The following is a 21,707-nucleotide window of genomic DNA, read 5'->3' on the forward strand; positions in this document are numbered from 1 at the left end:
CTCTTATTTAGTTGAATCTCTGTAGTAAATTTTACCATCTAACCATTCTTGAACAGCTAAAGCATGTGGCTTTGGCAATTTTTCATAAAATTTTGAAACCTCAATTTGTTCTTTGTTTTCAAAAACTTCTTCAAGACTATCATTATAAGTAGCAAACTCTTCCAGTTTTTCAGTCAATTCTTTTTTAATTTCAGAATTGATTTGATTTGCTCTTTTAGCCATAATGGTTATCGCTTCATACACGTTCCCAGTAGGTTCTTCAATAACAGTTTTATTATACGTTATTGTATTTACCGGCGCATTCGTCTTTTTTAAATCCATGACTTTATTTATTTAGTAAATTTTTGTAAATCTTGTTCAATAAGAGCTAACATTTCGTTCGCTTTCCCTTTATATTTTGTTCCCGCATTAAATCTAATCAAGCTTGTATAGGCTGTTTTTGCAACATTCAAACGTTCTTCCTTCTTAGACTCAACACTATTTATTCCTAATTGATATGCAGATTCAAACTTATAATACAAAGCATCTTCTTTGAAAGGAGTTCCGGGATAATCAGCTATAAAATTATCTAAAGCGACCAAAGCCGATTTATAATCTGATATCGTATTATATCCTTTAGCATTTTCAAATACTTTTTTCTCTATTTTTTCGCTTAAAACCCTTACTGCTTCATTTGCCTCCGGCAAATATTCAGAGTTGGGATAAGTATCTATAAAGGATTGTAATTTATCAATTGCTTTATAAGTGTCAGTTTGATCTAAGCTGTAAACCGGTGATAACATCGAATAACTTTTCGGACCTAAATAAGCAGCTTCTTGCACTTTTTCACTTTTAGGATATCCTGAAGCAAAACTTTCAAACTGATATCCGGCTAAATAATACTGTCCCGTTTTGTAATAAGACTGTGCAAACATGTAAAACAACTTTTCAGCTTGTGGCTTGCCTCTGTAAGCGGGTGCTATTTGTTCAAAAAGTCTTATTGCTTTTGTATATTTCCCAGCTTCATATAATTTAGTACCCATTTCAAATTTTACGGCTACATCATCATTTTTCAATGCTTTTTGATATTCACTACAAGAAACAAAAAGGACAGTGAGAAGCAATAGAGATATAATTTTTTTCATTTTATTTTTTTTATTTGATCTAGCGGGTCGTCACAACTCACAAAAAATCATACCGAAGTTTCTCGGGCAAATTTAGTTATTAATTTAGCTACTACAAAATATTTCTTTGCTTAAAAATAAGCGGTGCTTCGCGAGCTTATATAGCTGTATTTTTAACAAATTGATCTATTCTTTGACATAAAGACTCATCAACCTGAACTAACGGCAAACGTACAAAACTATCAGCTATTCCCAGTGAATCAAACACTTGTTTGATTCCAGCAGGATTTCCTTGTTCGAAAATCATATCAATACAGTCCGACAAAAGGTATTGTATTTTATACGCTTCATCCACTTTGCGATTTAAGCCCAATCGTATCATTTCAGAAAATTCTTTCGGGAAACCTTGTCCTATTACGGATATAACTCCTGAACCTCCGGCAAGAACCATTGGCAAAGCGATCATATCATCTCCTGAGATTACAAGAAAATCTTTTGGCTTATCCTTCAATATTTGCATAGCTTGAACCATATCACCGGCCGCTTCTTTAACGGCAATAATATTTTGAAAATCATTTGCCAAACGCAATACTGTTTTCGGCAACATATTACTTGACGTTCTTCCTGGAACATTATAAATAATCACAGGAATTGGTGAAGCTTCAGAAATCGCTTTAAAATGTTGATATATTCCTTCTTGGGTAGGTTTGTTATAAAATGGAGACACTGAAAGTATAGCTATAAAATCCGATAAATCCCTGTTTTTTAACTCTTCAACAATTCTTCTCGTATCGTTTCCTCCCACTCCCAATACTAATGGCAATCGTCCCTTGTTACAATCAACTACCGTTTTAATAACTACCTCTTTTTCGTCTTGAGATAATGTGGCATTCTCTGCTGTAGTCCCAAGAATTACAAGATATTCAATTCCACCTTCTACAGAAAAATTTACAATTCTTCTTAATGCGTCCGTATCAATTGAAAAATCTTGGTTAAATGGGGTCACAAGAGCAACACCCGTTCCTATTAATGCTTGCATGTTTTGTTATATTTTGTTTAATATTTTTAAATATCTAAATAATTCCTGAGTAAAAACCTTCTGATTGTCAGCATTGGTATTAATAATTAAACTATTAAACCTTTTATCAATAGCTGAAAAACCAACTTTAAAATGTGCTTTTGAATTGTGAGTAACAACTAACAGTATTGCTTTTTCAATATTATAATAACTAATCAATAAATCAAATTCTTTGTCGATAAAATTGTTAACGCCAGGATTGTCTATTTCTGCATTCCACTGTAAATGTTTTGAACCGAAAGTAACTCGTCCCGAGTTTATGTTATTTTTAAACATATCTCCATAAACAATAACCTCTATATTTTCTTCTAAAATACCATTAGCAATGAACTCCTTTATTAAAGCATCTGTCTCTAAAAAATAACGTTGATCTATAACTAAACCTACTGTCTTTATAATTCCAGAACTTGAATTGCCTTTTGCATTTTGCAAACTGTTTTTTAATATTTTTTTTGCAGAAAATTCTTTTATATAATTTAAAAACATTCTATTTTTACTGTTTTACAAAATTAATTAATTAAGTCCCATAACAAATGGTAAATCTAAAAAAGTATAACGATGTTTTTAAACTTTTTGTTATATTCTTAACATTTTTTTCCCTCCTATCCTGTCGAACTACAACACTGAGGCTAACGCGAATTGAAGGCAAACAATTACCCATTACCGAAAAGGCACCCCAAGTCATTGAAATTGAAAACTTTATAAAACCATATAGAGAACATATTATTAAAGATTTAGACAGTATTCTGGCCTACAGCCCTGAAACTTTAGACAAAAGTATCGGAAAATGGCAAACAACCATAGGAAACTTAATGGCTGATGTTACACTAAATCGGGGAAATACTGTCTTTACTAAAAGAGAGAATAAGAAAATTGATATTTGTTTACTCAATCAAGGAGGAATAAGATCAACCCTACCAAATGGAAATGTAACGAGCAGAACTGCTTTTAAAATTATGCCTTTTGAAAACAGCCTCGTTGTTGTGGCTTTAAAAGGGGAGCAAATTAATGAAATCGTAGATTATTTGATTACAGAAAAACAACCACATCCTCTGTCCGGTATGACATTTACGATTGACAAAAATAATCATGCTAAAAATATACTGGTACAAGGCAATCCTCTGGAAAAAGATAAAATATACTATGTAGGCACTAACGACTACCTATCCAATGGAGGAGACAATATGTCTTTTTTTAGAAAGGGAATTCAAACATATGATCTGGATTACAAATTAAGGAATATTTTGATTGATTACTTTAAAGAAATAGACACCATTCCTGTAATCAACGGTATTCGAATCACCGTCGAATAAAATCCAAATATTCTTAAAACAACTATGGCCCTAGTACCGATTGTAGTGAAAATCCTTTTTGTCCACCTTTTTGGCGGATAAAAAGATTGAAGCGGAAAGCGGGATTAAGCTTCAAAAAAAGAAAAAATGAAAAGAAGAGATTTCATAGAGAAAACAGCCGCAACTACGGCAGTATTAGGTTTAGGGCTATCATTGAGTAGTTTTGAATGTCTGAATGTCAAAAAAATAACCATACTCCACACCAATGATGTCCATAGTCATATCGATCCTTTTCCCGCCGATGATCACAGAAATCCAAATATGGGCGGTGTTGCCAGAAGGGCGGCATTAATCCAAAAAATCAGAAAAGAAGATGAAAACGTATTGTTGTTGGATGCAGGTGATATTTTTCAAGGAACTCCTTATTTTAATTATTATGGAGGCGAACTAGAATTTAAATTAATGAGCATGATGCAATATGATGCCTCGACCATAGGAAATCATGATTTTGACAATGGAATCTCCGGTTTATACGCTCAAATGCCACATGCAAAATTCGAATTTCTATCTGCTAATTACGATTTTAAAAACACTATCATGGACGGCTTAGTCAAACCTTATAAAATTTTCAATAAAAACGGAATTAAAGTTGGTGTTTTCGGTATTGGAATTGAACTTGATGGTTTAGTTGATAAAAAAATGTACCAAGAAACTGTATATAACAATCCTGTTGAAACAGCACAGGAAATGACCAGAATATTAAAAGAAGAGAACAAATGCGACTTAATTATTTGTTTATCACATCTGGGCTATAATTATAAAAATGAGCCAACAAGAATATGCGACTTACAACTAGCCGCGGCAACAAAAGATATCGATCTGATAATCGGAGGACACACTCATACTTTCCTTGACAAACCTACCGTTACAAAAAACAGTATTGGAAACGAAGTTTTAATAAACCAAGTTGGCTGTTATGGTATTAATCTTGGCCGTATTGATTTTTATTTTGATTCCAATAAAAGAAAAGCATCGGAAGGAATAGCAATCATTGTTTAAACTTAAGTCCTTTCAATTGCGGTTTCAGCGTAAATGACCCACCTATAAAAAGAATAATAAATTACAGTATTCAACATCATAGCCAAGGGCCTAAATAGGGTTTGAGATGAAAAAAGCATATAATATTTTTCAATAAACACAATAAAGTAGTTTGAAACTGACAATATACTGCAGATTACTAGCCAGGAATTATTATACCCATTCATTACATAATCTGATAAAGCAATCCCTCCCAGAACCGATACCAAAATATTCTGAGTTATTATAATGGCGCAGCTGTTTTGAGGCATTTCTGTTGAAATAGAGAACAAATAAAAGAAAACAAAGACAAAAGGAACCATTCCGATACCTATAGGGATGAAGTCCTTTGGCTTAATTAATTTAATAACGTGGAAAATCATTAGTCCTCGATAAGCCAACAGCGTTATCATCCCAAAAAACAACATTTCTTTTGTATTTGGAATAAAAAATAAGTTCGTCACTAACGAAAATAAAAAAACACCAAAGAAAAAAGGATTTCTTACTCTAGACGTGTTCCAATAAAGAAACATCATTGCAAGCGCTATTAACGGCGTGAAAATATAAAGAATGGTTGCACTATCAAAGATCTCACCCATAATTACAACACTAGCTATAATAAAATATAAAAGAGTCACAATTTTACCTTTATCATTTTCATCCCTTAAAATATCGGTCTGAAATGTGTTAATCTTCATTTATCAGTTTTATAAAATCCGTTTCAGTTAAGATTGGAATATTTAACTTACCTGCCTTCTCTAATTTAGCAGGCCCCATATTGTCTCCCGCCACTACATAATTTGTTTTGGCAGAAATCGAACTGCCTATTTTCCCTCCATTATCTTCAATTACTTTCTTCAATTCGTCTCTGGAAAACTGTTGAAAAACGCCGGACACCACAAATATTTTTCCTGCTAGTTTGTCAGTAGCATTGGGATTTATATTTTCTACAATTTCAAATTGTATTCCGTAATTTTTCAATCTGTCAATGATTATTTTATTTTCTTCATTATCAAAGAATTCAAGGACACTTTTAGCTATTTTTTCGCCAATTTCATCAACCAGGATCAAATCCATCAACGTTGCCTGCCTCAATACATCAATATTTTTATAATGTTTTGCTAACTTCTTGGCTACAGTCTCTCCTACATATCTTATCCCCAGGGCATACAGAACACGTTCGAATGGGATTTTTTTTGAATCCTCCACACCTTTAACCAAGTTATCGGCAGATTTTTGTGCCATACGTTCCAATGGAAGAATTTGTTCTACCGTCAATTCATATAAATCGGCATAGTTGTGCACTAGGTCATTATTGAATAATAAGGCCACCGTTTCTCCACCGAGTCCTTCAATGTCCATCGCTTTTCTCGAAATATAATGTTGGATCCTTCCAATAATTTGAGGAGGACATCCATAAAAATTGGGACAATAGTGATTGACCTCCCCTTCATTTCTAACTAATTCCGTATGGCATTCCGGACAATGCGTAATGTATTTTGTTTGTTCTGAATTTTCAGGGCGCTTGCTTAAATCTACAGCTATAATTTTAGGGATAATCTCACCTCCTTTTTCTACAAATACCGTATCACCAACACGTACATCTAATTTTTCGATTTGGTCTGCATTGTATAGAGAAGCCCTTTTCACTATAGTTCCAGCTAATTGTACCGGCTCTAAATTTGCGACTGGCGTAATTGCACCAGTTCTTCCCACCTGATAAGAAATAGAATTTAACTTGGTTGAAACTTGCTCAGATTTAAACTTGTATGCCATTGCCCATCGCGGTGATTTAGCGGTGTAGCCCAATTCATCTTGATATTGAAAATGATTTACTTTTACCACTACCCCATCCGTTTCATATGGCAAATCATGTCTGTGAACATCCCAATAATCAATGTACTGAAACACTTGCTCTAAACTATCAGCTAAATTTGCTTCTTTAGGCACTTTAAAACCCCATTTCCTAGCACTTTCTAAGCCATCATACTGTGTGGTGAAAGGCAGGTTATTTCCAATTAAAAAGTACAAAAGACAATCCAATGGCCTTTTGGCAACTCCGGCGCTGTCTTGTAATTTTAAACTTCCTGAGGCAGTATTCCTTGGATTGGAATAGGGTGTTTCCCCAATTTCAATTAAATCCTGATTCATTTTTTCGAATCCGGAAAAAGGCAAAACAATTTCACCCCGCACATCAAATTTAGCGGGAAAATCACCTTTTAATTGTAGCGGAACCGACTTTATTGTTTTGATATTATTGGTAACATCGTCCCCCTGAAACCCATCGCCTCTGGTAACGGCTCTCTTTAGTTTTCCATTCTCATAAGTAATGCTGATGGATGCCCCGTCGTATTTTAATTCGCAGGTATATTCTAGTGGAACGTCACCCAATACTTTCTGTATTCGTTTTTCCCAATCGATTAAATCCTCCTTAGAATAAGAATTATCTAAGGAATACATTCTGTACTCGTGGGGTACTGTTTTAAAATTTTTAGTAATAGTACCACCAACACGTTGCGTAGGGGAACTTTCATCAAAATATTCAGGGTGCTTATTTTCTAAATCTTGAAGCTGTTTTAGTTTTATATCAAATTCATAATCCGATATAGTGGGCTTGTCCAAAACATAATAACTATAATTGTGTTGGTCTAATTCATCCCTTAATTCTTTAATCGTATTTTGAACATCCATAGAAAAAAAATTGGCTATTTTAGTATTTGATAATCGCGTACTAAAATAACCAATTTAAAAGAAATATCAAGAATAATTACCCTTCAATAATTGAATTTATTTGCTTGTATAATTGCCCGTCACTTAAAAAAGCACCCTGTTGTATCAAAGCAAAAAGAGAAGTGTTACGCTCTTCCGTAAACTCCTTTTTACCCACTTTCATCTCGATTGTATCCGTAAACATATTATCACTAAGCCATTGCAACCCTTCTTTCGTTAAAAAATCTACGTCAGGAACCAATGATTTTAGGACAATAGACTGTACATGCGTATCGAAACTCTGAAAAAGAAAAATATGGTTTTTTGAAAAATGCTCTAAATATTCAGCTCTTGTCAAAACTCCTTCCCAGACTAAATCAGAAAAAACGTCTAATTCCTGTTCGGCAACTTCCGGTTTCTCTGCTTTGATGGTATCCCATTCCGCTTTATCAATTGTTTGAGTCGCTAAAAAAGTACTAAATTCTTGCGTTAACTCCTCAAACTGTTCTTTTGTTAATCTTGTATACTTCATAATGAAATTTAATAATTTACGCTTTGAAATGATAATTTCAAAAATCTAATTTTAATTTATACCTCCATTTAATATGGAGTTTGCAAATTTAGAATTTATAAATAAAAAAAGCCTTCTTTTTCAAGAAGGCTTTTTTATAAAATATTTACAATAGATTAGAATATATATCTAAGTCCAAATTGCGCTTGCCATCTTGACAATAAACTAGCATCATAGGTAAACGTTTTCGTTTGCTCCCCGCTAAAAGTATATGTTGGTATCTTTGTTGCTTGATCAACAGAAACTCCAATAGGCTGTACACTTGTAGGAATTTGAACTACTCCCCAGTCAGAATTAAGAAAATTTCCTATATTCAATACATCTATACTAAATTGGATTGTATTGGTTTTATTACCTGAAACTTTGAAGTTATAATCTTGCATAAATTTAAAATCCCATTTTCCTCTCCAAGGAGATAAAGCACCATAACGTTCTGCATATTGACCTCTTCTTCCACTCATGTAATTATCTTGACTTATGAATTTATCAAATGCAGCGGCTTGTCCAGCACCTGAAAATATCATTGTGCTAATTTGAGCTGTTGTCGGTATGAAAATTAAATCATTTCCTGAGGCTCCATCATTATTGATGTCTCCACCATACGTATAGTTGAAACGACCTCCTTGTGCATATTCGAAGAAAGTAGAAACAGTGGTTGCCCACTTGTCATTACCATATCTCCATTTTTTAGAAGCTACCCCAATGAAACGGTTTTTATCACCATATTTAGAATTAGATAGCGTTGCATCATTTACATTTCCTAAAGCAGGATTAAAAGCAAATGCATCACCAGCGATTTCAGCTTCAATAGAATTTACATCTAAAGATTTTAAATAGTTATACCCTAAACTAGCGAACAAACCATTATTAAAATTCTTTTGTATTTTAATAGAAGTATTAAATGCACTTCCTTTATTTGTGTTAGTCAGTACATAACCATTTGTAGCTGCCGGAAAACCATAATCAGTCCAAGTACCTTGGTCATTAGCACCATAAACAGCTCTGTCATCAGCACCAACTAATTGGCTCGTTGGTTGTTTTAAACCCCAATTTTGAACTTGAACTCCATTTAAATCTTTATTAAATGATGCATCTACCGTCACAATATAGTTGTTATCGAATTTATGATCGTATCCTAAACTCGTTCTCCATACCTGTGGAAATTTAAAGTCCGGATTAACAACTTGGTAGAAAAAAGGATCTGAACCACCTACTTGATTTCCAATCCAAACAAAAGGAAGTCTTCCAGTAAAAATACCTGTTCCTCCACGAAGTTGTTTTGTTTTATCTCCTGTGATATCCCAGTTAAAACCAGCTCTCGGTGACCAAAGTATGCTGTTGTTTGGCATTTTTGTAGAATCGAAATTAACTACACTACCATCTTTAGGATTGTAATAATCAATATTTGGTAAATATCCTTCTGAATTTTCAGTATCAATAAATTTTTGAGCTAAGTCTGAAGTATTAAAATACAATGGCTTATCAGCTCTTAAACCGTATATCAATTTAAAGTTGTCATTGATATTCCATTCATCCTGAACGTACAATGCAACTTGACCAACATTTAATTCAGCCAGGTTCCAACCACCATCTACACCATCAGCTAAAGCATTTTTAGTATTAAAAGTGCTTTGCGCATCTGCAATTGCTTGAGCATAATACCCACTTGCAATATTAGCGTCAAATCCAGCTAAATCAGTACTACCGAACACGTCAAAACCATAACCTTTAAGGTTAAACGAGTTTTTAAACATGAATTTTTCGAATGAAAAACCTGCAGTATAAGTATGGTTCCCTTTTACAATATTCAAATTATCAGTAATCTGAATTACTTTTTGATCCAGCTTATTATTTATGGAGAAAGGCTCATGTCCTGCAATAATATAAGGAGAACCTGCTTTTGTGATATTTATTACTGGAGCTGGTGAAGAAAATGGTCTTCTATAATCATCAAAATGAGTATAACCAGCTTGTAATTTATTAGTCACCACTTCACTAAATTTTGAGTTTAACTCAACTAAGAATGAACTGATCTTATTATTGATTTGGTATCCTGAGTTTGCGAATTGCAAAGTATTAGCATCTGGGCCTCTACGAATAAGTGCCGTAGGGTGCGCAGGCTTATCTTTTGAAGCATCAAGGAAATTATAAATAACAGCCAATTTATGATTGTCATTAATATTCCAATCAAATTTAACAATTCCTTTATTAGAATTCGAATTATGAGTAAACCCTTGGTATGCTCCTGTATTATAACCTAGATTACCTAACTCAGTAGAAACACGCATTAAATCAGTAGCTAAAACTCTAGATTCATTTACCCCTGTTACACCATTACCGTCGTTAGCTACAAAGTTTGAACCTGAGTCACTTCTTTTGTCAATTTCAAAATTGGCGAAAAAGAACAATTTGTTTTTGACAATTGGACCTCCAATACTTACACCTGCTTGAGTTTGTTCTAATGAAGGAACAAATATATTCTCTCCTTTTACCTTACTACCGGTTAAATCTTGATTTCTGAAAAAAGTATAAGTAGTACCGTGAAATTCATTTGTCCCTGATTTTGTAACCGCGTTTACGGAAGCTCCTGTAAATCCAGACAACGTTACGTCATAAGGTGCAGTCGCAACTTGAATTTGCTCAATTGCATCAAGAGAAATTGGTTGTGAACCAGTTTGTCCTCCTGGAGTCGCAGCATCTAATCCGAAAGGATTATTAAAAACGGCACCATTCAAAGAGTAATTATTATACTGATCATTTCTACCACCAAAAGAACCACCACTGGCGGAAGGCTCCAAACGTGTAAAATCTTCGGCAGATCTTGAAATAGTCGGCAAAGCTGTTAACTCTTTTCTGCCTATAGTCGTTTCTGCTCCAGTTCTCCCTGCTCCAAAAACTTTGTTTTTTGAACCTGTGATTACAATTTCGCTAAGTTGTTGACTTTCGTCTTGCAACAAAATGTCTAAACTAAATGGCTTACCTAATTCAAGGTAAACATCGTTGATTTCCTCTGTTCGAAATCCAATAAAGGTTACCACAACTTTGTACGGTCCTCCAACTCTCATGTTTAGCATACTAAACCTACCTTCCGCATTTGACAATGCAGAATACTTAGATCCTGTTGGGGTATGAATTGCTAAAATAGATGCACCTGGAAGTAACTCCGTGTCTGAACTTTTTACTGTTCCCTTAATACTGGACGTTGTACTTTGGGCTACCATGGTATGTAGTCCAAAAACAAAGAATAATAAAGTAATAAATTTTTTCATTTCTGTAAATATGTGTTTGTTTGCGGCAAAAGTAGACAAAAAAAAATCACTCCGAGGAGTGATTTTAATATATTCTTAAAAAAATGTTAACAGAATGTTATTCTTCTGCAATAATTTCGTAGGGTAATTCGATGATTACATCTCTATGTAAACGAACGCTAGCGGAATATTTACCAGTACGTTTAACGATACCACTAGTGATGAATTTTCTGTCAATTACTTGACCACCTTTTGCTAAAACGGCAGCGATATCAATATTCGTGATTGAACCGAATAATTTTTCTCCACCTGCTTTCGCAATGATTTTGATTTCGATAGCTTTTAAAGCGTCAGCTATTGCTTCCGCATCGCTTATTACTTTAGCTTCTTTATGTGCTCTTTGCTTTAGATTTTCGGCTAACACTTTCTTTGCAGAAGAAGTTGCCAAATGCGCATGTCCTTGTGGAATTAAAAAATTACGACCGTATCCGTTTTTAACAGTTACGATGTCATCTTTAAATCCTACATTTTGTACGTCTTTTTTAAGTATAAGTTCCATGTTGTTGTCCTTTATAGGAGAAGTTAGGTTTCATATTTCAGAAAACCAACAACTGAGTTAAAATATTATTTTAATAAATCGGCCACGTATGGCATTAAAGCTAAGTGACGCGCTCTCTTAACAGCTACAGAAACTTTCCTTTGAAATTTTAATGAAGTTCCAGTTAAACGACGTGGAAGAATTTTTCCTTGCTCATTTACGAATTTCAATAAGAAATCACCGTCTTTATAATCGATATATTTGATACCTGATTTTTTGAAACGACAATACTTTTTTTGTTTGTTAGTTTCTATATTTAAAGGCGTAAGATATCTGATATCTCCGTCTTTTTTTCCTGAAGCAGATTGTTGTAGTGTTGCCATGATTTAAGCTTTTGTAGATTTTAATTTTGTTCTTCTTCTTTCAGCCCAAGAAATAGCGTGTTTATCTAAACTTACAGTTAAGAAACGCATAACTCTTTCGTCACGTCTAAATTCTGTTTCAAAAGCAATTAGAACTTCTCCTGGTACTTTGAATTCGAATAAGTGATAAAAGCCACTTTTTTTGTTTTGAATTTCGTAAGCCATTTTTTTAAGGCCCCAGTCTTCTTTCGACACCATTTCGGCTCCTCTAGTAGTAAGAAAATCTTCAAATTTGCTTACTGTTTCCTTTACCTGAACATCAGATAAAACGGGATTTAAAATGAAAACAGTTTCATAATGATTCATAAATATTTATTTATTTGTTAATTTGGCTGCAAAAATAGCTTTTATTTTCCAATAACCAACAGTAAAATTAATTTAATCGACGTATGACAAAAATAAGTGGTGTAAACTATAATTACATTAAAAAAAAGAGATACATTTACTCTTATGAATCTTAAACATTAACATTATGAAACTAAACTGTGTTGTTGTAGATGATAGTTCGATCCAGCGAATGATCATATCTAAGTTAGTAAATAATCATACTAGCTTACATTTGATAGGTGATTTCTCAAATGCAATTGAAGCACGAAGTTGTATGTCCATCCACAATGTAGACGTAATATTCCTTGATATTGAAATGCCTGTAATTAGCGGATTTGATTTTCTGGACGGATTAAAAATCAAACCTCAAATTATTTTCATCACTTCTAAAGCGGAATATGCCCTGAAGGCATTTGATTATGACGCAACGGATTATCTCCAAAAACCGATTGCATTAGATCGATTTAATGCGTCTGTGACCAGAGCGATGGATTTACATTTACTCAAACAAGATACTAAGGAAGAAGACGGAGAACACATTTTCATAAAAAGTAACTTAAAAAAATTGAAGATTTTCACTTCAAAAATAAAATGGATCGAGGCTTTTGGTGATTATGTAAGAGTCGTTACTGAGGATGATACCAACTTGGTTCTTTCTACCATGAAGGCTTTTGAAAATGATTTATCGAAAAAGAAATTCGTTAGGGTTCATAAATCGTACATCATTAACATTGATAAAGTAGAACGATTCAATAGTAAATTTGCAGAAATCGGTATCACTAAAATACCATTAAGTAGAAACAAAAAAGAAGATTTAGTAAAAGCACTTTCCTATGCATAAAAAACTACTTTAATAAAAATCGACGTTTACCGCAACTTTAATCGCTCTGTATTGAGCAACTGCATCAAAACTGTTCAACATCTTCTGGATAATTTTTTTAGTACTTACTATTGAAATATTTGTCGGAATCTTAATGATTATTATCCTAATGTATTCGTTTCTTATCCTATTGATGGCAGGTTCCTCAGGTCCTAATACTGGTATATTTAGATTTTGGCTTATCACTTGATACAACCATCTAGCACCTTCCTTAAGTTTGTCAAAATCACGATGCTTTAACGTGATTTTTATAATCTTGAAATAGGGTGGGTATTTATAAATTTGTCGGTCATATAATTGTTCCTTATACATCCCTACATAATCATTATTAGTCACCTGCTGTATTGTATTATGATCTGGATTATATGTTTGAATAATTACTTTTCCTTGTTTTTCTGAGCGTCCCGAGCGTCCTGACACTTGCGTCATCATTTGAAAGCTTCTTTCAAAAGCCCTAAAGTCGGGATGATACAACATGTTATCCGCATTCATGATTCCCACTAAACTTACGTTATCAAAATCAAGTCCTTTCGCTAACATTTGTGTTCCCACCAGGATATCGACTTCCCTGTTTTTAAAACTATCAATGATTTTTTCAAACCCAAATTTGCCGCGAGTCGTGTCCTGATCCATTCTTCCTATTTTATTAAGAGGAAAAAGGCTTAATAACTCTTGCTGTATTTGCTCCGTTCCAAAACCCTTGGTGGTTAAGTCAACACTAGAACAGCTGTGACAATGAGTCGGTTTCGCAATGGAATACCCGCAATAATGACAACGCAGTTGATTTTTATGCTTATGATACGTCAAACTCACATCACATTGCTGGCAATGCGGCACGTGCCCGCAAGTCATGCATTCCACTAAAGGAGAATACCCTCTTCTGTTTTGAAACAAAATCACCTGTTCTCCCAATGCAATGGCGTTTGTGATTTCCTCGATTAAGGTGTCACTAAAATGGCCTTTCATCTTTTTTCGGAAATATTTATCTTTTAAATCAACAAGTTTGATATCCGGCATCATTACCTTCCCGTACCGCTCCTTGATTTCTACCAAACCATATTTCTCCGACTTAGCATTAAAATAGGTTTCAATACTGGGTGTTGCCGAACCTAATAAAACTTTGGCTTTATAAAAATTTGCCAATACCACCGCTGCATCACGGGCGTGATACCTAGGCGAAGGATCAATTTGTTTGAAGGTTTGCTCGTGTTCTTCATCCACGATTACAAATCCTAAATCAGCAAACGGCAAAAATAATGCCGATCTCGCTCCTATTACTATTTGTGCTTTTTCAGAATTTTGCAAAACTTGATTCCACACTTCTACACGCTCATTGTTATTGTATTTCGAATGAAAAACAGCCACTTTATTTCCAAAATAAGCTCTTAATCTCCCTACTAATTGAGTGGTAAGTGCTATTTCAGGCAACAAATACAAGACTTGCTTTCCTGTCAAGAGGTACTCCTCTATCAATTTAATGTAAATCTCAGTTTTCCCACTGGAAGTTACACCATGTAAAAGACAAACTTCTTTTTGGGTAAAACTGTCTTTTATCTCAGCAAAAGCATTTTGTTGTGCTTCACTCAGCTGTAATTCCTTTTCCCTAATCTTTCCACTAAAATTAACGCGATCCTCTTGTATATGATAATCCTCAAATACCTCTTTCTCAATTAATGCTTTTACGATTGCCGAGGTAGAATTAGCAGCCTCTACTAGTTTTTTTACAGTGAGAGGTTTTTTATCGGAAGCGTTTAGTTGAAAATACGTTAAAACGATTTCCTTTTGTTTGTTGGCACTTTTTAGTGTTTCTAGCAACTTCCCTAATCCCTCATTGGAATCATATTTAGAATTCAAACGAATGTATCGCACTAATTTGGGCTTATAACTTTCCCGCATTTCTTCGTCCAACACTAGGATGTTTTTGTCAATCAGTTTTTGAATGACCGGAAAAATATTTTTCTTGTTTAAAATTGCGATGATGTCCTGAACCTTAAGCGATGACTGCTGTTGTAAGGCCTGGAATATCAAAAACTCATCGTCAGACAGTGTGCTTTCATCAACAAAAACATCTGTTTTTTGAGAAATAACCGTTTCGCTTTCCAGTAATAAAGCACTTGGCATCGCACCGCGGTACACATCGCCAATGGCACACATATAATAGGATGCAATCCATTGCCAATGCGCAATCTGGACCTCAGTAACAATAGGACGTTCATCAAGAATTTGATGAATTTCTTTGGCATCGTATAATGTGGGTTGGTTTTGATGCGTTTCTACTACAAGCGCAGTGTAGATTCTGCTTTTCCCAAAAGGAACTGCGAGACGCATTCCTTTCTTGATATAATGGTACTCGGCTTCCGATATACTGTATGTGAACGTTTTGGCAAGGGAAAGCGGTAAAATTACTTCGGCAAAAAAAAGCATTATTTGGATATTGGGCGTTAATTAATGTAGTTAGGACACAAAAGAACTTATTTGACTCTATACCAATATTGGGTTCTTCCCAATAAAGCAAAGCCGATATAACCACGTACTTTAAGTTTATCTTTTGATTCTAACGTAATGAAACATTTGTATACTTTTCCGTTTTTAGGATCTAAAATTTTTCCTGAGTTATATTCGTTCCCATCTTTTTTAAGCCCCTTTATAACTGTTAACCCTATAACAGGCTTATTCGTATCTTCTCCTTCACAGTCAATACAACGGTCTTTTCTATGACTTGCGTCAAAGATTTCAAGTACTTTTCCATAAATTTTTCCAGATTTCTCATAAATTTCTACGACTGATTTTTCCTCACCGGATTGATCATCTATAGTTTTCCATTTCCCAACAACTCCTTGACCTTGAGCGTAAAACAATGTCGATACAAACAGCAATACGAATGTGATACTTTTTTTCATAATTTTTTTTTGTAAGTCAAATGCAGAAAAAACCTATTCCTAATTTATAATTTGAAGCTTGTTGTTCACAACCAGTAGATTTCGCTGTTGCTACAGAAGCTAATTTTTATCAAACATACTATAAAATTAGTAAAAATCATTTAGATTAATTTAATAATATTATTTCTTTTCAAGTTAGTTATTGCAGCATTTAACTCAAAACCGAGAAGTAAAATCATGCAGTTAATCCAGATATAGAACATAACAATTAATAAAGTCCCTATAGAGCCATAAAGTTGATTGTACTGAGAAAATTGGATTACCCAGATTCCAAAAAAATAAGAAATAATGATGGTCCAAATTGTAGTAAAGACAGAACCAATTGATATGAAGGCCCTTGTTTTGTCATGCTTTGTTCCAAACTTGAAAAGTACTGAGGTCGTAATTAAAATCATCATAATTAAAAAACCATACCGTCCGATAATAATCAATGGAATTTGTTCATTTAATACTTGATTAGCCGTTAATTTATGAATAAACACTTCAAAAACAACAATAACCCCCACAGTAACCAAGAGCAACATTGATAAAAACACTGACATGCCTACCGCAATAAAATATTGCCGAAAAAAGCCTCGCTTTACCAATACATGCCTTGAATTTTCAAATCCTCCCAAAATAGCGTTTAATCCATTAGCCATCAGGAAAATAGACAATATGAAACCCGTGGACAACAAACCGGAGTTACTGTTATGAAGGATATCATTCACTATGTTTTCAATCGCATAAAACGTATTTGGGGGAACACCTTCAGATACAAATTTCAAGAAATCCTGTTGAAACCCTTCAATAGGAATGTATGGGATAAGGTTAAAAATAAACAGCGCAAATGGGAATAAAGCCATAAAAAAACTGAACGCAATCGAACCGGCCCTATTAGACAAAGCCCCTTCGGCAATACCGATGATATATAATTCAAGTAAATCATAAAGAGGCAAGCCTCCCAACCACTTTAATTTAACGCCTTTTAAATAATGGGCAAAATTACGCAGCAGCGGGATTCTATTTATTCTTTCTTCAATTTCTTGACTCATTCGATTCAGATTATAGCCCCGATAACTATCGGGATCAGGTTGCGAAAACCGCTAATTTATATCGCTTTTAAACTCAAATCCATATTATATACAGAATGTGTTAAGGCACCCGAAGATATGTAATTCACGCCACATTCCGCATATGCTCTTATGGTTTCTTCATTAATATTTCCGGAGGATTCCGTTAAGCTTTGATCCCCGATAAAAAGTACTGCTTTTCTGGTCATTTCATAATCAAAGTTATCCAATAATATCCTGTAAACCCCGCCACAGGCAACTATTTCTTTAACCTCACTTAAGTCTCTGGCTTCCACTATGATTTTCAAATCCAGTTCTTTCTCCTTGAGATAGGTTTTGGTTTTAGCGATAGCCGAAGCGATTCCGCCTGCAAAGTCAATATGGTTGTCTTTGAGCATAATCATATCATACAAGGCAAAACGATGGTTCTCGCCTCCACCTAGTTTCACAGCCCATTTCTCGGCTACTCGAAAACTGGGTGTCGTTTTACGGGTGTCTAAGATTTTGGTATTCGTTCCTTCCAGTAATTTGACAAAACTGTTGGTTTTAGTTGCAATGGCCGACATCCGTTGCATCGAGTTCAGCACCATTCTTTCCGCTTTGAGGATCGATTGAGAACTACCTGAAACATGAAACACCACATCGCCGTATTTTACGGGCATGCCATCGACTATAAAAGTCTCTATCGTTAAATTAGGGTCTATGTAATGAAATATCATTTTGGAAAATTCAACACCGGCAATAATCCCGTTGTCTTTGACCAACAACTTTGCTTTTCCTTGTGCTGAAGACGGAATACAAGCCAGTGAACTATGGTCGCCATCGCCCACGTCTTCTCGGATGGCATTTGCAATCAGTATCTGTAACTCGTTTTTAAATTGTGCTTCGCTAATCATTTTTAAAGGAAATTTATATACTGCTAAAGTAGGCTATTTTTATTACATTGAAAATTTGTATTCCCTATTGATGCAGAGTTCGCGAGATTAAGGGGCTTGCAACAGCAAAAATGTTGCGAATGAAAAAGCAGCAACCTCACAAAGAACGAACTACAAATTAACTGAAACCTACTTTAGCTGAAACGGATTAATTATTTATCATGTAGCATTTATTATTGTGAAATAAGTACTAAAAAGCATTCCGTGACAATTGTAAGAAAAGCATAGCGGTAAAGGATTTTAGTTATTTCGATATATATATATTAATTTAGTACCCAACCTTCCCGTTATGAACGAAAAAGTACTTTTCACAATGAATCGCATCACAGAAAAATTATGGTTCAGACCATTGATTTTTTGTGTGCTCTCCATCTTGGGAGCGCTAATTGCGCAAGTAGCTGATAGTACGCGTCTTCATGAATTAGTTCCCAAAATAAATGCGGAATCCTTGGCAACATTACTCGGTACTATCTCAGCAAGTATGTTAGTAATTTCCATTTTTGCAGTGGGCTCCATGGTTTCAGCATTTTCGGCTGCCAGTAATACGGCCACTCCTCGCTCTTTTAAATTAATCATTGCCGATGATGTTTCGCAAAATGCTCTTTCTGTCTTTATTGGTTCCTTTATCTATAGTATTGTGGCTACGGTGGCTTTAAAAAATGGCTACTACGGAGTAGCAGGGAACTTTACTTTATTTATATTTACACTTTTGTTCTTTGCACTGGTTATACTTACTTTTTTACGATGGGTAGAGCGTATCTCGCGATTGGGACGCATGGAACATACCATTAAATTAGTTGAAGAGGCCACCGAAAATGCGATAAAAACCCGACTAAAGTTCCCTACGCTAAACGGAATCACTATTAATCCAAATCAAGAAAAAGGCACCGCCGTTTATGGTAATATTACGGGTTATGTCCAGCAAGTATACATGTCTAACTTACAGGGAATTGCAGAGAAACTAGATGCCCTGATTACAATAAACGCAATTCCCGGAACTTTTTCTGCCATCGACAAGCCCTTGTTTTATATCTTGGCACAAAAAAACACGACCACTGAGGCTGATTACAATGATATGAGGAAAGCATTTGTTATCGGCAATATGCGGTATTTTGATGAGGATCCACGTTTTGGGTTTATCACTTTAAGCGAAATCGCGAGTCGTGCTTTGTCTCCTGCAGTCAATGACCCTGGTACGGCAATCCAGATAATCACCAGTCATGTGCGTTTATTTTCTTTATGGGCTGAACCGGTTGAACCGAAAAAAGAAGAAAAAAAAGTGTATGACCGTATTGCCGTTCCGGAGCTTGCAATTGGAGATCTATTTGAAGATGCGTTTAGACCCATAGCCCGAGACGGGGCGGGAAACATTGAAGTGATGATCAGACTTCAAAAAGCCCTTAACAGCGTATATGCCATCGATAATTCCTCCATGAAAATAGCCGCGATGCATCATTCATATGAATCTTTTGAAAGGTCTGAAATAGCGATGAAGCTTAGAGGAGATCTTAATCAATTGAAAAGAGAGAGTTTATTTACCAAACAATTATAAAAAAACACTGTTTTTATTACCTTTAACGGAACCAATTTATGCAACACCAATATACTACACATCACAAAAATACTTTTCCTGCGTTTTGGAATCAAAACGTATTGGGTTGTACTGTTCAGAAAATAAAAACCCTTCTGACAGCTATTTTTTTCCTCTTTGTTTCAACCGTAGCCTTCTCTCAAAATGAAAGCAGCGCTAAAAAAAATGATTCCATAAACACTTCGCTAATTCAGGAGTTCAATAAAAAACTATCCGTTATAGAAGGGCAGCGCATCAAAGATTCCATCACAAAGGCGGAACTGGAAACGCAACTGCTGTCTTTAAAAACAACCGATAATCTCAAAAAAGAAGACCTAGAAAAACAGTTGTTAGCATTGCACGAAAAAGAATCCCTTCGCCTTGCTCAAAAAAAAGCACAAATCGATTCGTTGCGTCTTACCGCCAAAGGCTATCCGGTGACTGGATTCTTTAATGATACGTTGTTCACTGTTTACACTAAATTAGGGAGCTTCTCGGCTAAGGACAGAGCCGATGCTATCAGTGTTCGAATAAAAAATATTGCGGATCAATTGGAATTCAATTTAGACTCCATCAAAATCGCAGAAGCAGAAACGACTTTTGATTTAGTGAATGGCGAAAGCATTATCATGAGCATTTCAGAAAATGACGCGCTTTGGAACAATACTACAAAACAGGAATTAGCCCAGAAATACAAAGTACTGATTAGTGCCGCTATTATCAAATATGAAAACGAAATCAGCGTGTCCATATTGGCAAAAGAAATTGGACTAGCCTTGCTCGTCCTAATTATCATGTTTGTATTAATTTCGTATTTAAAAAAGTTTTTTAATTGGACAGCATCTAAACTCAAACTGCAGGAAGACAAGCGAATCCACGGGATCAAAATTAGGAACTTCATTTTATTTGATGCCAAGCAGCAGGTAAATGCATTACTGAACGTTAATACAGTTTTAAAGTGGCTGTTAATCGCATTATTGGTTTACATAGCCTTACCCATTCTCTTCGGAATTTTTCCATGGACCAAAGGCTTTGCTTCTACCCTTTTTGGATATATCCTAAATCCCCTTAAAAAGATGGGACTCGGTTTTTGGAATTACCTGCCTGATTTGATTACGGTATTGGTTATTATTTTGGTGTTCCGCTATGTATTAAAAGGGATTCACTACCTTAAAAACGAAATTGAAAAAGGAAATTTAGAATTGCCCGGCTTTTATCCAGATTGGGCAAACCCTACCTACCAGATTGTTCGTGTCATTGTTTTTGCTTTCATGTTAATCGTGATTTTCCCCTATCTTCCAGGAAGTGATTCACCCATATTTAGAGGCGTTTCTGTTTTCTTGGGGTTCCTTTTTACCTTTGGTTCAGCAGGATCACTTTCTAATATTATTGCCGGTTTGATACTCACGTACATGCGTTTGTTTAAAATTGGTGATCGAGTAAAAATCGGGGAAGTAGTAGGAGATGTCATCGAAAAATCATTATTGGTCACGCGAATACGGACCATTAAAAACGAAATTATATCTATTCCTAACTCGACCGTAATGAGTAGCCATACCATCAATTATAGCAGTGATGCTCCTGAAAAAGGGTTAATTATCCACTCCACAATAACCATTGGTTACGATGTGCCCTGGAAGGACATGCATCAGGCATTGATTGATGCCGCCTCCAAAACGGCATTGGTTTTACCAGAACCTACACCTTTTGTGTTACAAACCAGCCTTGATGATTTCTATGTCTCTTATCAGATTAATGCGTATGTCAAAGAGCCTAACAAACAGGCGGTAATCTACTCTGATCTGCATCAAAATATCCAGGATGTGTGTAACGAAAGAGGGATTGAAATTATGTCGCCACATTATCGTGCTGCTAGAGACGGAAACAGGACCACGATTCCCGAAAATTATTTGGATAAACAGTATCAAGCGCCTCCGTTTAGTGTAAAATTCAATAAAGAGTAATT

Annotated in this window: 20 protein-coding genes; 5 read left to right on the forward strand and 15 right to left on the reverse strand. The window is 34.9% G+C overall.

Annotation, left to right across the window (positions count from 1 at the left end; all coding sequences use genetic code 11):
* Window positions 1–3: 3 nt before the first annotated feature.
* The 4 genes from CXF59_RS03690 to CXF59_RS03705 all read right to left on the reverse strand — a co-directional run bounded on the left by CXF59_RS03690 (window position 4) and on the right by CXF59_RS03705 (window position 2,667).
* Window positions 4–321: a DNA-directed RNA polymerase subunit omega gene (locus CXF59_RS03690; RefSeq protein ID WP_101136357.1), complete on the reverse strand. Its 318-nt coding sequence runs from the start codon at window positions 319–321 to the stop codon at window positions 4–6.
* 8 nt (window positions 322–329) lie between these two features.
* The gene (locus CXF59_RS03695; protein ID WP_101136358.1) at window positions 330–1,124 is read right to left on the reverse strand and encodes an outer membrane protein assembly factor BamD; all 795 of its coding nucleotides are present in this window, start codon (window positions 1,122–1,124) and stop codon (window positions 330–332) included.
* A 136-nt stretch (window positions 1,125–1,260) separates the two neighbouring features.
* Window positions 1,261–2,142, reverse strand: a complete 882-nt coding sequence (dapA, locus tag CXF59_RS03700; protein ID WP_101136359.1) for a 4-hydroxy-tetrahydrodipicolinate synthase — start codon at window positions 2,140–2,142, stop codon at window positions 1,261–1,263.
* A gap of 6 nt (window positions 2,143–2,148) precedes the next feature.
* A complete protein-coding gene (locus CXF59_RS03705) occupies window positions 2,149–2,667 on the reverse strand; it encodes a hypothetical protein (protein ID WP_101136360.1) in 519 nt (172 codons plus the stop codon).
* Between the two features lie 47 nt (window positions 2,668–2,714).
* Here CXF59_RS03705 and CXF59_RS03710 point away from each other — a divergent pair, with 47 nt between their 5' ends.
* Together CXF59_RS03710 and CXF59_RS03715 are read left to right on the forward strand one after the other, a co-directional pair.
* Window positions 2,715–3,494, forward strand: a complete 780-nt coding sequence (locus tag CXF59_RS03710; protein ID WP_101136361.1) for a 5'-nucleotidase C-terminal domain-containing protein — start codon at window positions 2,715–2,717, stop codon at window positions 3,492–3,494.
* A gap of 126 nt (window positions 3,495–3,620) precedes the next feature.
* The gene (locus CXF59_RS03715; protein ID WP_101136362.1) at window positions 3,621–4,532 is read left to right on the forward strand and encodes a bifunctional UDP-sugar hydrolase/5'-nucleotidase; all 912 of its coding nucleotides are present in this window, start codon (window positions 3,621–3,623) and stop codon (window positions 4,530–4,532) included.
* Between the two features lie 2 nt (window positions 4,533–4,534).
* Here CXF59_RS03715 and CXF59_RS03720 read toward each other — a convergent pair whose 3' ends face one another.
* The 7 genes from CXF59_RS03720 to rpsF all read right to left on the reverse strand — a co-directional run bounded on the left by CXF59_RS03720 (window position 4,535) and on the right by rpsF (window position 12,344).
* The gene (locus CXF59_RS03720; protein WP_101136363.1) at window positions 4,535–5,248 is read right to left on the reverse strand and encodes a hypothetical protein; all 714 of its coding nucleotides are present in this window, start codon (window positions 5,246–5,248) and stop codon (window positions 4,535–4,537) included.
* Window positions 5,238–7,241 (reverse strand): NAD-dependent DNA ligase LigA, encoded by a 2,004-nt coding sequence (gene ligA / locus CXF59_RS03725; protein ID WP_101136364.1) that lies wholly within the window; start codon window positions 7,239–7,241, stop codon window positions 5,238–5,240. The genes CXF59_RS03720 and ligA overlap by 11 nt, the downstream gene beginning before the upstream one ends.
* A gap of 76 nt (window positions 7,242–7,317) precedes the next feature.
* Complete coding sequence (locus tag CXF59_RS03730; RefSeq protein WP_101136365.1) at window positions 7,318–7,791, reverse strand: DUF6495 family protein; 474 nt, start codon at window positions 7,789–7,791, stop codon at window positions 7,318–7,320.
* Window positions 7,792–7,946: 155 nt separating this feature from the next.
* Window positions 7,947–11,099 carry a carboxypeptidase regulatory-like domain-containing protein gene (locus CXF59_RS03735; protein ID WP_101136366.1) on the reverse strand — a complete coding sequence of 1,051 codons (3,153 nt, stop codon included), beginning with the start codon at window positions 11,097–11,099 and terminating at the stop codon, window positions 7,947–7,949.
* Window positions 11,100–11,196: 97 nt separating this feature from the next.
* Window positions 11,197–11,637, reverse strand: coding sequence for a 50S ribosomal protein L9 (rplI, locus tag CXF59_RS03740; protein WP_101136367.1), 441 nt, complete (start codon window positions 11,635–11,637; stop codon window positions 11,197–11,199).
* Window positions 11,638–11,702: 65 nt separating this feature from the next.
* Window positions 11,703–11,999, reverse strand: coding sequence for a 30S ribosomal protein S18 (gene rpsR / locus CXF59_RS03745; RefSeq protein WP_016989426.1), 297 nt, complete (start codon window positions 11,997–11,999; stop codon window positions 11,703–11,705).
* A gap of 3 nt (window positions 12,000–12,002) precedes the next feature.
* Window positions 12,003–12,344 (reverse strand): 30S ribosomal protein S6, encoded by a 342-nt coding sequence (rpsF, locus tag CXF59_RS03750; RefSeq protein ID WP_016989427.1) that lies wholly within the window; start codon window positions 12,342–12,344, stop codon window positions 12,003–12,005.
* A 166-nt stretch (window positions 12,345–12,510) separates the two neighbouring features.
* Here rpsF and CXF59_RS03755 point away from each other — a divergent pair, with 166 nt between their 5' ends.
* Window positions 12,511–13,206 carry a LytTR family DNA-binding domain-containing protein gene (locus tag CXF59_RS03755; protein WP_101136368.1) on the forward strand — a complete coding sequence of 232 codons (696 nt, stop codon included), beginning with the start codon at window positions 12,511–12,513 and terminating at the stop codon, window positions 13,204–13,206.
* A 9-nt stretch (window positions 13,207–13,215) separates the two neighbouring features.
* Here the strand turns inward: CXF59_RS03755 and priA are convergent, their stop codons facing one another.
* The 4 genes from priA to nadC all read right to left on the reverse strand — a co-directional run bounded on the left by priA (window position 13,216) and on the right by nadC (window position 18,132).
* Window positions 13,216–15,669 carry a primosomal protein N' gene (priA, locus tag CXF59_RS03760; protein ID WP_101136369.1) on the reverse strand — a complete coding sequence of 818 codons (2,454 nt, stop codon included), beginning with the start codon at window positions 15,667–15,669 and terminating at the stop codon, window positions 13,216–13,218.
* A gap of 47 nt (window positions 15,670–15,716) precedes the next feature.
* Window positions 15,717–16,145, reverse strand: coding sequence for a DUF2147 domain-containing protein (locus CXF59_RS03765; protein ID WP_101136370.1), 429 nt, complete (start codon window positions 16,143–16,145; stop codon window positions 15,717–15,719).
* 140 nt (window positions 16,146–16,285) lie between these two features.
* Complete coding sequence (locus CXF59_RS03770) at window positions 16,286–17,218, reverse strand: YihY/virulence factor BrkB family protein (RefSeq protein ID WP_101136371.1); 933 nt, start codon at window positions 17,216–17,218, stop codon at window positions 16,286–16,288.
* 56 nt (window positions 17,219–17,274) lie between these two features.
* Window positions 17,275–18,132, reverse strand: coding sequence for a carboxylating nicotinate-nucleotide diphosphorylase (gene nadC, locus CXF59_RS03775; protein WP_101136372.1), 858 nt, complete (start codon window positions 18,130–18,132; stop codon window positions 17,275–17,277).
* A 328-nt stretch (window positions 18,133–18,460) separates the two neighbouring features.
* Here nadC and CXF59_RS03780 point away from each other — a divergent pair, with 328 nt between their 5' ends.
* Entirely contained in the window at window positions 18,461–19,723 is a 1,263-nt protein-coding gene (locus tag CXF59_RS03780) for a DUF2254 domain-containing protein (RefSeq protein WP_101136373.1), read from the forward strand.
* A gap of 38 nt (window positions 19,724–19,761) precedes the next feature.
* Window positions 19,762–21,705, forward strand: coding sequence for a mechanosensitive ion channel family protein (locus tag CXF59_RS03785; protein WP_101136374.1), 1,944 nt, complete (start codon window positions 19,762–19,764; stop codon window positions 21,703–21,705).
* Window positions 21,706–21,707 lie beyond the last annotated feature (2 nt).

The sequence above is a fragment of the Flavobacterium sp. ALD4 genome, assembly GCF_002836475.1.
In the GTDB taxonomy this organism is placed as follows: Bacteria; Bacteroidota; Bacteroidia; order Flavobacteriales; family Flavobacteriaceae; genus Flavobacterium.

Coding starts and splice junctions, on each gene's coding strand:
- CXF59_RS03690 (WP_101136357.1), bottom strand. CDS start 321: ATGGATTTAAAAAAGACGAATGCGCCGGTAAATACAATAACGTATAAT.
- CXF59_RS03695 (WP_101136358.1), bottom strand. CDS start 1,124: ATGAAAAAAATTATATCTCTATTGCTTCTCACTGTCCTTTTTGTTTCT.
- dapA (WP_101136359.1), bottom strand. CDS start 2,142: ATGCAAGCATTAATAGGAACGGGTGTTGCTCTTGTGACCCCATTTAAC.
- CXF59_RS03705 (WP_101136360.1), bottom strand. CDS start 2,667: ATGTTTTTAAATTATATAAAAGAATTTTCTGCAAAAAAAATATTAAAA.
- CXF59_RS03710 (WP_101136361.1), top strand. CDS start 2,715: ATGGTAAATCTAAAAAAGTATAACGATGTTTTTAAACTTTTTGTTATA.
- CXF59_RS03715 (WP_101136362.1), top strand. CDS start 3,621: ATGAAAAGAAGAGATTTCATAGAGAAAACAGCCGCAACTACGGCAGTA.
- CXF59_RS03720 (WP_101136363.1), bottom strand. CDS start 5,248: ATGAAGATTAACACATTTCAGACCGATATTTTAAGGGATGAAAATGAT.
- ligA (WP_101136364.1), bottom strand. CDS start 7,241: ATGGATGTTCAAAATACGATTAAAGAATTAAGGGATGAATTAGACCAA.
- CXF59_RS03730 (WP_101136365.1), bottom strand. CDS start 7,791: ATGAAGTATACAAGATTAACAAAAGAACAGTTTGAGGAGTTAACGCAA.
- CXF59_RS03735 (WP_101136366.1), bottom strand. CDS start 11,099: ATGAAAAAATTTATTACTTTATTATTCTTTGTTTTTGGACTACATACC.
- rplI (WP_101136367.1), bottom strand. CDS start 11,637: ATGGAACTTATACTTAAAAAAGACGTACAAAATGTAGGATTTAAAGAT.
- rpsR (WP_016989426.1), bottom strand. CDS start 11,999: ATGGCAACACTACAACAATCTGCTTCAGGAAAAAAAGACGGAGATATC.
- rpsF (WP_016989427.1), bottom strand. CDS start 12,344: ATGAATCATTATGAAACTGTTTTCATTTTAAATCCCGTTTTATCTGAT.
- CXF59_RS03755 (WP_101136368.1), top strand. CDS start 12,511: ATGAAACTAAACTGTGTTGTTGTAGATGATAGTTCGATCCAGCGAATG.
- priA (WP_101136369.1), bottom strand. CDS start 15,669: ATGCTTTTTTTTGCCGAAGTAATTTTACCGCTTTCCCTTGCCAAAACG.
- CXF59_RS03765 (WP_101136370.1), bottom strand. CDS start 16,145: ATGAAAAAAAGTATCACATTCGTATTGCTGTTTGTATCGACATTGTTT.
- CXF59_RS03770 (WP_101136371.1), bottom strand. CDS start 17,218: ATGAGTCAAGAAATTGAAGAAAGAATAAATAGAATCCCGCTGCTGCGT.
- nadC (WP_101136372.1), bottom strand. CDS start 18,132: ATGATTAGCGAAGCACAATTTAAAAACGAGTTACAGATACTGATTGCA.
- CXF59_RS03780 (WP_101136373.1), top strand. CDS start 18,461: ATGAACGAAAAAGTACTTTTCACAATGAATCGCATCACAGAAAAATTA.
- CXF59_RS03785 (WP_101136374.1), top strand. CDS start 19,762: ATGCAACACCAATATACTACACATCACAAAAATACTTTTCCTGCGTTT.